General features: G+C 67.8%; 10 protein-coding genes and 1 tRNA gene. 3 read left to right on the forward strand and 8 right to left on the reverse strand.

Going from position 1 to position 11,780, the window contains the following annotated elements; genetic code table 11:
* Positions 1-150: 150 nt before the first annotated feature.
* From pth to RS901_RS08185, 7 genes are all read right to left on the reverse strand, one after another.
* Positions 151-747 (reverse strand): aminoacyl-tRNA hydrolase, encoded by a 597-nt coding sequence (gene pth, locus RS901_RS08155; protein WP_013955462.1) that lies wholly within the window; start codon positions 745-747, stop codon positions 151-153.
* A gap of 151 nt (positions 748-898) precedes the next feature.
* Positions 899-1,516, reverse strand: coding sequence for a 50S ribosomal protein L25/general stress protein Ctc (locus RS901_RS08160; RefSeq protein ID WP_316152755.1), 618 nt, complete (start codon positions 1,514-1,516; stop codon positions 899-901).
* A 132-nt stretch (positions 1,517-1,648) separates the two neighbouring features.
* Positions 1,649-2,602 (reverse strand): ribose-phosphate pyrophosphokinase, encoded by a 954-nt coding sequence (locus tag RS901_RS08165; protein WP_010814374.1) that lies wholly within the window; start codon positions 2,600-2,602, stop codon positions 1,649-1,651.
* A gap of 94 nt (positions 2,603-2,696) precedes the next feature.
* Positions 2,697-2,773 (reverse strand) — tRNA-Gln (locus RS901_RS08170).
* A 59-nt stretch (positions 2,774-2,832) separates the two neighbouring features.
* Complete coding sequence (gene ispE / locus RS901_RS08175; RefSeq protein WP_316153422.1) at positions 2,833-3,711, reverse strand: 4-(cytidine 5'-diphospho)-2-C-methyl-D-erythritol kinase; 879 nt, start codon at positions 3,709-3,711, stop codon at positions 2,833-2,835.
* Positions 3,712-3,719: 8 nt separating this feature from the next.
* A complete protein-coding gene (lolB, locus tag RS901_RS08180; protein ID WP_013955465.1) occupies positions 3,720-4,313 on the reverse strand; it encodes a lipoprotein insertase outer membrane protein LolB in 594 nt (197 codons plus the stop codon).
* A gap of 93 nt (positions 4,314-4,406) precedes the next feature.
* On the reverse strand, positions 4,407-6,362 hold the full coding sequence (locus RS901_RS08185; RefSeq protein WP_316152760.1) for a tetratricopeptide repeat protein: 1,956 nt from the start codon (positions 6,360-6,362) through the stop codon (positions 4,407-4,409).
* 153 nt (positions 6,363-6,515) lie between these two features.
* On the opposite strand from RS901_RS08185, the gene mutM reads away from it, so the two are divergent.
* The 3 genes from mutM (at position 6,516) to mutY (ending at position 11,067) form a co-directional block, all read left to right on the forward strand.
* On the forward strand, positions 6,516-7,394 hold the full coding sequence (gene mutM, locus RS901_RS08190; RefSeq protein ID WP_316152761.1) for a bifunctional DNA-formamidopyrimidine glycosylase/DNA-(apurinic or apyrimidinic site) lyase: 879 nt from the start codon (positions 6,516-6,518) through the stop codon (positions 7,392-7,394).
* A 282-nt stretch (positions 7,395-7,676) separates the two neighbouring features.
* Positions 7,677-9,629, forward strand: a complete 1,953-nt coding sequence (locus RS901_RS08195) for a dynamin family protein (protein WP_316152762.1) — start codon at positions 7,677-7,679, stop codon at positions 9,627-9,629.
* 259 nt (positions 9,630-9,888) lie between these two features.
* Positions 9,889-11,067, forward strand: a complete 1,179-nt coding sequence (gene mutY, locus RS901_RS08200; protein WP_316152763.1) for an A/G-specific adenine glycosylase — start codon at positions 9,889-9,891, stop codon at positions 11,065-11,067.
* 28 nt (positions 11,068-11,095) lie between these two features.
* Here mutY and RS901_RS08205 read toward each other — a convergent pair whose 3' ends face one another.
* Positions 11,096-11,755, reverse strand: a complete 660-nt coding sequence (locus RS901_RS08205) for an LON peptidase substrate-binding domain-containing protein (protein WP_316152765.1) — start codon at positions 11,753-11,755, stop codon at positions 11,096-11,098.
* Positions 11,756-11,780 lie beyond the last annotated feature (25 nt).

Consider the following 11,780-nt stretch of genomic DNA (forward strand, 5'->3'; position numbering starts at 1 on the left):
ACCGACGCGATTGGAAACCACGGAATGTATGTGCCGCCCATGGCACTTTGATGACATATTGTCTGCAACAGCAGCCTTGAGCCGCCAAACGAAAACGGGCCGCAGATGCGGCCCGTTTTCATGCTGTTGTCGCAGGGATGTGCGTATTTGTCAGCGCGTGGTATGCAGTTGCGCCATGGCGCGTTCGGCATCGCCACGCGCCAGCAGGCCGAGCGGGTCGATGCAGCGGTCGATGGCGGCATCGATGGCTTCCTGCTCCTCGCGCCGAGGCGGCTTGAGCACGAAGTTGACCACGTCCTCGCGGCCCGCGCCGGCGCCGCCTGGCGCGTTGCGCGGATGGCCCACGCCCAGGCGCAGGCGCCAGTAGTCCTGCGTGGACAGGTGGGCCGAGATGTCCTTGAGCCCGTTGTGGCCGCCCGCGCCGCCGCCGCGCTTGAGCTTGGCCGCGCCTGCCGGCAGGTCCATCTCGTCGTGCGCGACCACGATCTCGTCGGGGAGGACCTTGTAGAAGCGCGCCAGCGACACCACGGCCAGGCCGGAGCGGTTCATGAAGGTCGATGGCTTGAGTAGCCAGATGTCCTGGTCCCACAGCCGCGCACGCGCGGCCAGGCCGTGGAAGCGGCCCTCCACGCGCATCGTGGCGCCGCCCATGCGGGCCAGCTGGTCCACCAGCCAGAAGCCGGCGTTGTGTCGGGTGGCCTCGTACTCCGCACCGGGATTGCCGAGGCCGACGATGAGCTTGATCATGCGTTTGACTGGGTCGTTGGCGCGCAAGGCTGCGCCACAAGCGCCAAGGATACCGAAAAACCGGCAGACGGCTGCCGGGCGAAAAAAAACCGCCGCAAGAAGCGGCGGTTTCTTCGTGGCGCGGCCGGCAGGCCGCAACCGCTGCTGCAGCTTAGGCAGCCGGCGTTTCGCCAGCGGCTTCGCCACCTTCGGCAGCTTCCGACACCGCACCAGCCGGTTGCGAGATGCTGGCGATGGCCGGGTTGTCGTCACCGTGGGTGATCACGGTCACGCCCTTCGGCAGCTTGATGTCCGACAGGTGGACGGTCTGGTTCAGCTCGACGGCGGCCAGGTCCACTTCGATGAACTCGGGCAGGTCGGCCGGCAGGCACGACACTTCCAGGTCATTCACGATATGGTTGACGATGCCGTGGCCCAGCTTCACGCCAGGAGCGGTTTCCTGGTTCATGAAGTGCAGGGGCACCTTGACGTGGATCTTGTCGTTGGCCGACACGCGCTGGAAATCGACGTGCAGCACCAGCGGCTTGAACGGGTGCATCTGGAATGCGCGCAGCAGGGCCTGTTCCGACTTGCCAGCGACTTCCAGTTCCAGGATCGACGAGTGGAACGCTTCCTTCTTCAGGGCGTGCCACAGCGCGTTGTGATCCAGTTCGATCATCTTCGGTTCGGCGGCGCCGCCGTAGATGATGCCGGGGGTCTTGCCCGAATTGCGCAGGCGGCGGCTCGCACCCGTTCCCTGTACGCTACGCTCGAAAGCGACAACTTTCATGATGACTCCAAATGTAAGAAGGCTGTCCGCGACCAGACAGCCTCGTTGCGGCGCAAACAGAAAATGATGCGCCGATCAGGGCACGTTGATCGCTGAAAAACGGCGATCAACGCAGTAAAGCCCTAAATTCTATCAGGAACCCGCAAACAGCGACATGATCGAGTCGCCCTTGACGATGCGGGTGAAGGTCTCGGCCAGCAGCGGGGCGGTCGAGAGCTGGCGGATCTTGGTGCATTTGGCGGCTTCTTCGGACAGCGGGATGGTGTCGCACACCACCACTTCGTCCAGCGCCGAGTCCGCGATGCGGGCAGCCGCGCCACCCGACAGCACCGGGTGCGTGCAGTAGGCGAAGACTTTCAGCGCGCCGCGCTCCTTCAGCACCTGGGCGGCCTTGCACAGCGTGCCGCCGGTGTCGATCATGTCATCCATGATGACGCAGTTGCGGCCGTCGACTTCACCGATGATGTTCATCACCTCGGCCACGTTGGCCTTGGGACGACGCTTGTCGATGATCGCCAGGTCGCAGTTCAGTTCCTTGGCCAGTGCGCGGGCACGGACCACGCCGCCGACGTCCGGCGACACCACCAGCAGGTCACCGTAGTTCTTCTCGCGCAGGTCGCCCAGCAGTACCGGCGAAGCGTAGATGTTGTCGACGGGAATATCGAAGAAGCCCTGGATCTGGTCAGCGTGCAGGTCCATCGTCAGCACGCGCTCGACACCGGCGACTTCCAGCATGTTGGCCACGACCTTGGCCGAGATCGCGACGCGCGCCGAACGCGGGCGGCGGTCCTGGCGGGCATAGCCGAAGTAGGGCATGGCGGCGGTGATGCTGCGTGCCGAGGCGCGCTTGAGCGCGTCGACCATCACCATCAGCTCCATCAGGTTGTCGTTGGTCGGCGCGCAGGTGGACTGCAGCACGATGACGTGCTTGCCGCGAACGTTTTCCTGGATATCAACTTGAACTTCGCCGTCGGAGAAACGGCCAACCAACGCCTTGCCCAGAGGAATGCCGAGGTGCTGTACGACAGCCTCCGCGAGTTTGGGGTTGGCGTTGCCGGTAAATACCATCAAGCCTTCGCTGCTCATTCGGGGCACCTGTCTTGCTGCTGGGGGAGCTTGGCGTCACCGGCAAAGCCGGTGACTGATACAGAGGGTCCGTAAGGACACTATAGGAATGTAATGGCAGGGGAAGAAGGATTCGAACCTTCGAATGCCGGAATCAAAATCCGGTGCCTTGACCAACTTGGCGACTCCCCTACACAACCGGGCCGTTCTTCGTGGTACCAGACTGCCGTACCGCGCCGAACGAAAACTTGCTACGCGAGCGCTGCGAGCGGATGACGTGCCAGACTGCGCACACACCTGCCATCCCATTCGGGTGGCAACCTTTCCAAAACCTGCCGCGCTGTTGCCGCGTCGGGAAAACGCGCAAACACGCAGGCTCCGGAACCGGTCATCCTGGCATGCTGATTGTGTTGCTTCAGCCATGCTAGGGCTCGGGCGACTTCGCCGAACTTCGCTGTTGCTATCGGTTCCAGGTCGTTGCGACCGAAATCGAATTTGTTTGTGCGAGCAGCGAAGACCGCAATTATGGAGAGCGGCGTATCCCTTGTCAAGCACTCGTCCGAAAAAATTTCAGCGGTGGGGACATGCTGTTTCGGGTGGATGACCACGAACCAGCTGTCGGGCAACTCGACTGGCGTCAGGTCCTCGCCGATGCCCTGTGCAAAGGCGTTCTGGCCGAACACGAACACCGGCACGTCGGCGCCCAGCGCCAGGCCGATGCGCATCAGTTCGGCACGCGCGAGGCCCAGTCCCCACAGGTGATTCAGCGCCAGCAGCGTGGTGGCCGCATCGGACGAGCCGCCACCGATGCCGCCGCCCATCGGCAGCACCTTGTCGATGGCTATGTCGGCCCCGAACGTGGTACCGGTGGCCGCCTGTAACGCGCGCGCGGCGCGCACCACCAGGTCGGTTTCGGCCGGCACCCCGGGCACGTCTGTGACGCGCGCGACCACGCCGTCGTCGCGCCGGCGGAAATGCAGCGTGTCGCACCAGTCGACCAGCTGGAACACGGTCTGCAGCGTGTGGTAGCCGTCGGCGCGGCGGCCGGTCACGTGCAGGAACAGGTTGAGCTTGGCCGGCGCGGGGCAGTCGCGCAGTTCGGGCGGGGGCAGGGGTTGGCTGCGGTGCATGGCGTGGTTCACGGCGTCTGGGGATCGATCACGAGGCGCACCGACAGCGGATTGCTGCCGGCGTCGCGCGCCAGGTCGATGCGGCGCGGCACCTGGGCGGCCGCTTCCTGCCAGGCGACATAGCGCACGGTCCAGCCGTTCTGCGCCAGCGTGGCCAGCCGGCCCTGTTCGTCGCGCGTGGTGCGCGCGGGCGCGCCCTTGGTGGCGCGGCCGTGCAGCCAGTCGCGCATGCCGGACACCGGCAGCGCAAAGCCAAGCGCTTCTTCCATCAGGGTGTCGACCTCAGGCGCGTTGCGCGGCGGCTGGTTGGGCAGGTCGAGCGTGGCGCCGGACGGCGTGGCGGTCACCACGGCCAGGGTCTGGCCAAGCGGGGACACCAGGTCCAGCCGCACATTGCGGCCCTGCTCTTCCCAGCGGAAGCTTCCCTGCACGCCTTCGTCGCGCCCGTAGCGCACGTAGTTGGCGGAGAAGCGGCCGGTGTATTGCTGGCTGGCGGCGGCCTGGTCGCCATCAAAGCTGCGCGACGGTGCCACGCTGGCACATGCCTGCAGCAGCAGCGGGGCGCCAAGGCAGAGGAGCGCCAGGCGTCGGGATCGGTTCATGGGCTTGGTCGTAAGAACGGCGGCGCGGCGGCGGCCGCCGGCTGACGGGAATCCGGCGCTGCGGACCCGGGCTGCGGGCCGCGGCGGGCGGGGTTACTTGGACAGTTGCACGTTGACCTTGTAGCGGCGCAGCGTGTCGACCAGGGTCTCGTTCTCGGGATCGACCCGGACGGCCTCGGTCCAGGTCTTGCGCGCTTCGTCGTGCTCGCCGAGCTGCCACAGCACCTCGCCCAGGTGCGCGCCGATCTCGGCCTCGGGCGCCTTGGAATAGGCGTTGCGCAGCAGGTCGGCCGCCGGGCGCAGGTCGCCCATGCGGAATTTGACCCAGGCCAGGCTGTCCATGATGTACGGATCATCCGGCCCCAGCTCGGAGGCACGCTCGAGCAGCTTGAGCGCCTCGGGCAGGCGCTCGTTGCGGTCGGCCAGCGAGTAGCCCAGCGCGTTGTAGCCCTGCTTCTGCTGCGGCTGCAGCGCGATCACCTTGCGCAGGCCCTTTTCCATGCTGTCGTAGCGCTTCTGGCGCTCGTCGAGCATGGCCAGCTCGTAGATCCAGTCGGCGTTGTCGGGCTCGGCCGTGACCCGGTCGTTGAGCAGCTTGCGGGCGCGGTCATAGGCCTTGCTTTCCATCAGCGTAGCCACCTCGGCCTGGCGGATGGCGGTCACGCGCTGCGTGCGCTGGCCGGGATCGGGGATGTCCTCGGCGTCGGTGAGCATCTCGCCGAAGAGCGCCTGGGCGTCGTCGAGCTTGCCCATGCGCGCCAGCAGCTGCGCGCGCTTGGCGGTGGCCGCGGGCGCCAGCCGGATGTCCTCGATGCGGTCCAGCCACTGGATGGCGCCGGCGTAGTCCTTGCGCTCCTCGGCGATCTGCGCCAGGTACTGGTAGGCAATGTCGGGGTTGGCGGTGGGCTGCTTCTCGACCAGCTGCAGGTATTCCTTCAGGTACTGCTCGGCCTCGCCGTAGTTCTTGGCCTGCAGGCTGGTCAGGCCTAATGCCAGCGGCACGCGCGGGTCGCCCGGGGCTACCTTGCGCAGGGTCTCGAACTCCTGCCGGGCCGACTGCATGTCATTGCGCAGCAGGTACAGCCGCGCCAGCGTGATATGGCCGTTGACCGAATCGGGCGACTTGTCCAGGAAGCGCTTCAGGATCGCGACGGCTTCGTCGGGCTGCTTCTCGGCGCGCAGCTCGGCAGCCATCAGCGCGGCCGCTTCATAGTCCGGGCGCAGCCGCAGCGCCTGGTCGAGCGCGGCGAGCGCGCCCGGCTCGTCGCCGGCGACTTCCCTGGCGCGGGCCAGGGCCAGCTGCGTTTCAGGCAGCTTGGTGTCATTCCTGGTCAGGTCCTGCAGCAGTGTGGCCGCGCCGGCCGGATCGCTGGTGCGCGACAGCTGCTGCTGCAGCTGCAGGATGGCCTCGCCGCGATGGGTAGCCGGCACCGCCGCCAGCTGTTGCTGCAGCAGGGGTCGGGCATCGTCCCAGCGGCCGTTGAGCACCAGCAGCGTCGACAGCACCTGCGTTGCCGCGGGCGAAGTCGGCGAAATCTCCTTCCACAGGCGCGCGGAGTCCAGCGCCTGCTGCGGGATGCGCGCATTGAAGGCGATCTCGGTAGCGCGCTGCGCGAAGCGCGGGTCGCGGGTCTGCCGGGCCAGTTCCATGTAGGCCCGGTAGGCCGGGCCGACCAGGCCGCGCTGCATGGAAATCTCCGCGGCCAGCACCATATAGACGATGTCGTCGGTCAGCTCCAGCGACGGCAGCGCGCTGCGTGCCGGCTTGCTGGCGGCGGGGCGCTCGCCTTCTGCCGCGGCCAGCTGCAGTGCCGATGGCAATGGCATGGCGCTCGCAGGCGGCGCGGCGTGGCTGGTGCCGGCAGCCAGGGCCAGCAATGCCGAGGCGGCCAGCGCACGCGCATGGCGGCGCGGCGCCTGGAAAAACCGGGCCAGGGCGCCAGCCGCGAGCGCTGTGCGCGAAACGGCGCCTGGAAAAGCGATCGGGAGGCCGCCCGCGGTGGCTTGCAACGTGGAGTCCGGCATCAGGTCCGGCATGAGGTCCGACATGTAGTGATTGCTCCGGCGCGCGCTGGCGAGGGATGGGAGAAAACGCATTGATAAGGCCATTGTAGCCTGCCGCTACAATGCGCTGCTTGGCGCCGCAGGCCGGTGCCCGCAGGCGCCGCAGGAGTTTTGAGCGGTAACCAACGGAGAGGTTCGATGCCAGAATTGCCCGAGGTCGAGGTGACCCGGCGCGGCTTGCTGCCGCATGTGGTGGGGCGGCGCATCGCCGCGGTCACGGTGCGCCACCGCGGCCTGCGCTGGCCGGTCGATCCGGAGCTGGAAATGCGGCTGGCCCAGCGCGTGGTGCGCCGGATCGAGCGCCGCGGCAAATACCTGCTGCTGGAATGCGTGAGCGAGGCGGCGGGCGAGCCGGCCGGCTGGCTGCTGGTCCACCTGGGCATGACCGGCACGCTGCGGGTGCTGCCCGACGCGCCGCCGCCCGGCGCGCACGACCACCTGGACCTGGTGCTGGGCCCCGGGCCCGGCGCCGCGCTGGGCACCCAACCGGGCACCATCGTGCTGCGCTTCCGCGATCCGCGCCGCTTCGGCGCCATCCTGTGGAGCACGCTGCCCGAGGCCGAACTGCCGTCGCACCCGCTGCTGCGCACGCTCGGCATCGAGCCCTTCGATCCTGCCTTCGACGGCGCCTGGCTGCACCGCCACACGCGCGGGCGCAGCGCCGCCATCAAGACCGTGCTGCTGGCCGGCGGCATCGTGGTGGGCGTGGGCAATATCTATGCGTCCGAAAGCCTGTTCCGCGCCGGCATCCGCCCGACCACCCCGGCCGGGCGCCTGAGCCGCGCGCGCTGCGACCGCCTGGCGCAGGCGGTGCGCGAGACCCTGGCGCAGGCGATCGAGCGCGGGGGCAGCACGCTGCGCGACTTTGTCGGCAGCGACGGCGCCAGCGGCTATTTCCAGCTTGATTGCCTGGTCTACGACCGCGCCGGCCAGCCGTGCCGGGTCTGCGCCACCCCGGTGCGCCAGATCGTGCAGGGCCAGCGCTCCACCTTCTACTGCCCGAACTGCCAGCACTGAGCCCTGGCGGCGGCCGCCCGGGCAGGCGCCGTGTGGCGCACAATGCGCGCCATAGGCGATTGTCGATGGGTCGGCGCAACACTCCTTGTGCAAGGCATGAGCGAGGGACGTGAATTCCACAAAACCGCTGTGGAAACCTGTATCGTGTGCGCAGTCATAAAAAGTTACAAAATGGCCCAGCCGCTTGCAGGGTAGACAGTGGTCGGGCCGGCATTGCGCGAACACGGGCGCAGCGCGAAAGCGGCGTGCCCCGAGGTAAAACCAAGTCAGCCGAACAGCTCCATGACAACGCTCGCCCACCAATTCGAACAATACGGCGCCTGGAGAACCGGGGTCCTCCAGTCACTGGCCGAATTCCAGTCCTGGCTGCAGCAGCACGACCTGTACGACGCCCAGGCCGATGACCGCGTGCAGCGCATCCAGAACGTGCTGCGCAGCGACCGCCTCAAGGTCGCCTTTATTGCCGAGTTCTCGCGCGGCAAGAGCGAGCTGATCAACGCCATCTTCTTTGCCGACTACGGGCGCCGCATCCTGCCGTCGTCGGCGGGGCGCACCACGATGTGCCCGACCGAGCTGCGCTATGACGAGGCCGAGCCGCCGTGCATCCGGCTGCTGCCGATCGAGACACGCCTGCAGGAGGCCTCTACCGCTGACTTCCTGGAGGCCGGCACCTCGGCTTCGCACTGGCATTCGGTGCCGCTGGACCCGTCTTCGCCCGAGGGCATGCTGGCTGCGTTCCAGCACGTGGTGCAGACCGTGCGCGTGCCGCCCGCGCAGGCCGAGGCACTGGGCCTGTACCACGAGAACGATCCCGATGCCGCCTACGCGGTCGATGCCGAGGGCATGGTCGAGATCTCGCGCTGGCGCCACGCCGTCATCAATTTCCCGCACCCGCTGCTGCGCCAGGGCCTGGTGATCCTGGACACACCGGGCCTGAACGCGATCGGCACCGAGCCCGAGCTGACGCTGCGGCTGATCCCCGACGCCCATGTGGTGGTGTTCGTGCTGGCCGCCGATGCGGGTGTCACCAAGAGCGACCTGGAGCTGTGGCGCAGCCATGTCGGCGCCGGCCACCGGCGCGGCTGCCTGGCGGTGCTCAACAAGATCGACGGGCTGTGGGATCCGCTGCGCGAGCCGGGCGAGATCGCGCAGGAGATTGCGCGGCAGGTGTCCACCACCGGGCAGGTGCTGGGCATCGAGCAGTCGCGCGTCTATCCGGTGTCGGCGCAGAAGGGTCTGGTGGCCAAGGTCACGCACGACGACGAGCTGCTGGCGCGCAGCGGCCTGCCCGAGTTCGAGCACGTGCTGTCCGACCAGCTGATCCCGAGCCGGCGCGAGATCGTTTCGGACCAGGCGCACCGGCTGGTGCAGGACATGGCGCGCGCCGCGCAGCAACTGCTGCAGAGCCGCCGCCGCGATATCGTCGAGCAGCTGTTCGAGCTGCGCGGCCTGCGCGGCAAGAACCACGCGATGGTCAAGCACATGCTGATGCGCGTGCAGGGCGAGAAGGAAGAGTTCGAGCAGAGCATCAGCAAGTTCCAGGCGCTGCGCCTGGTCTTCGGCCGCCACAGCGCCGACATCATTAAGAGCCTGCAGCTGCGCGACGTGCGCCTCACCATGCGCAGCGCGCGCGAGCAGATGAAAGAGCGCTTCTTCTCGCGCGGCCTGCGCGAAGACATGGACGCACTGTTCGCGCAGCTGACCAGGCTGGTGACCGATGCCGATAACAAGATCGGCCAGCTGCACCAGCTGATCGAAAGCATGTACCGGCGCTTCAACGCCGAGCACGGCTTCACGCTGCCCGCGCCGATGCAGTTCACTGCCGAGCGCTACGTGGCCGAGCTTGAGGAAACGCTGCGCCTGGTGCATGCGCATTTCGGCACGGTCAGCATGCTGACGCGCTCGCGCCCGCAGCTGGTGCAGAGCGCCTTCAGCACCATGGCCAGCCGCGTGCTGGAGAATTTCCGCGACCTGAACCGCGATATCGAGGTCTGGCTCAAGTCGGTGATGACGCCGCTGGAAGCGCAGGTGCGCGAGCACCAGAAGCAGCTGCGCCGGCGCGTCGATTCGATCGAGCGCATCCACGAGGCCACCGACACGCTGGAAAGCCGCATTGCCGAGCTCGAGGAAGTGCTCAACGGCCTGGACGAGCGCAGCGGCCGTATCGAGGGCTACGCGCAGCGGCTGCTGCGGCCGACGGCCGCCGCCGACCGCGCGAGCCTTGCGGTGGCCTAGTGTCCTGTTCCGCAAATACCTTGCCATGAAATCGCCCAGTTGGCCGCCATGCGTCGTTGCTCGTCGTTGCCATAGCTACGGCTATGGCGCCTCCTCGCGCCTAGCCTGACGACCAACTGGACGATTTCATTTTGGCAAGCTATCTACGGAACAGGACACTAGCCAGATCCTGAAGCCGGTATATCATGTGGCGCCGCACTTAGCGGCGCCTTTTTCTTTGGTGCGCCGCGCGCCCCCGCGCTTCAGAACGTTTCACCAGATGCCCCGCAAACCAGCCCCCCGCGCCGTTCCCGCCATCCCCGACGATATCCGCGTGCCGCCCGACTTCGGCGCCCGCGTGGTCGACTGGCAGTGCCAGCATGGCCGGCACGACCTGCCGTGGCAGAACACGCGCGACCCGTACCGCATCTGGCTGTCGGAGATCATGCTGCAGCAGACCCAGGTGAGCGCGGTGATCGACTACTTCCAGCGCTTTGTCTCGCAGCTGCCCACGGTGCAGGCGCTGGCGGCGGCGCCTGCCGACCAGGTCATGGCGCTATGGGCCGGGCTGGGCTATTACTCGCGCGCGCGCAACCTGCACCGTTGCGCCATGCAGGTGGTGAGCGAGCACGGTGGCCATTTCCCGACCGATCCCGCGGTGCTGGCCACGTTGCCCGGCATCGGCCGCTCCACCGCTGCGGCGATCGCCGCGTTCAGCGCCGGCGTGCGCTCGCCGATCCTGGACGGCAACGTCAAGCGCGTGTTCGCGCGCTGCTTCGGCATCCACGGCCATCCGGGCGAGCGCGTGGTGGAAACGCGCATGTGGCAGCTGGCCGAGCTGGCCTTGCCGGCGGCAGGCCCGCGCCAGGCCGAGGACATGATCGCCTATACGCAAGGGCTGATGGACCTGGGCGCCACGGTGTGCTCGCGCGGCAAGCCGGCGTGCCTGGCCGATGCCGGCGCGTGCCCGCTGTCGGCCGGCTGCGTGGCGCGCCGCGATGGGCTCACCGGCGTGCTGCCCACGCCCAAGCCGCGCGCGGCCATCCCCGAGCGCAGCACGGTAATGCTGCTGGTGCGGCGCCGGCGCGAAGTGCTGCTGCGCCTGCGCCCCGGCAGCGGCATCTGGGGCGGCTTGTGGAGCCTGCCGGAGATGCCGGTCGAGACCGTGCCCTTCGACGCGGAAGCCGCCGAGGCGGCGGCGCTCGACTATGCCAGCGCCTTTGGCAAGCCCGCGCGCGCCGCGCTGACCGGCGAGCTGACCCATGTGTTCACGCACTTCCGCCTGCTGATCCGCGCCATCCGGGTCGATGTGAGTGCGGACGGCGCAAGCCTGATGGCGCAGGACAGCGCCGCGGAAGCCGCGCAGCGCTGGATCTCGCTTGATGATCTCGATGCGGTGGGTACGCCCGCGCCGGTGCGCAGGCTGCTGGAGGACCAGGCGCGCGGCGGGCTGTTCTGAAGCCTGGCGGGGTCTCGGGGATCCGTGCCTAGAGCATGTGGTTCTGGCGCATGTAGCGGTGCACGATCTCGATGCGCATGCCGGCATCGGGCAGCGCCATCAGCATCTGCTTGGCCTTGAGCGGCACCGGCAGCAACTCGCACAGCCGGTTGGCGACCCAGCTCGGGTCGTCCCACAGGTAGGGCTCGTCGAACGGCAGCCGGTCGGGGTGCTCGGCATGCAGCCGCGTGACAATGCGCCGCAGCGCATCCAGGCATTCGCCCAGCAGCTCCAGCTTGCAGTCGATGATGTCGGGGGGTAGCACCTCGGCGCGGGCGACCAGCAGGCCGTCGTCGCGGGTGTCATGGCTGACGATATGGAAGCGCTCGCGGCCGCGCGCGCGGATCAGCAGCACGCCCAGTTGTTCCATGTTGCAGTCGACAATCTCTGCCAGGCAGCCGACCAGCTCGGGCACGGTGGGCTGGTCCGGCCGGGCCACTTCCTCGCCGCTTTCGATCAGGCAAACGCCAAAGGGTGTGCTGTCGCGCAGGCAGTTGCGCACCATGTCGACATAGCGCGCCTCGAACACGCGCAATGGCAGCCGTCCACCGGGAAAGAGCACGGTGTGCAACGGGAACAGCGGCAGGTTGTCGAGCGTCCGTGGCGGATCTTCTGATCCCGTGGGACGGTAGAGGTCGGTCGAGGACATGCAGTGCCAGCTTGGGTATCGCGCA

Origin of the sequence: Cupriavidus sp. BIC8F (assembly GCF_032465815.1) — a bacterium.
Classification (GTDB): Bacteria; Pseudomonadota; Gammaproteobacteria; order Burkholderiales; family Burkholderiaceae; genus Cupriavidus; species Cupriavidus necator.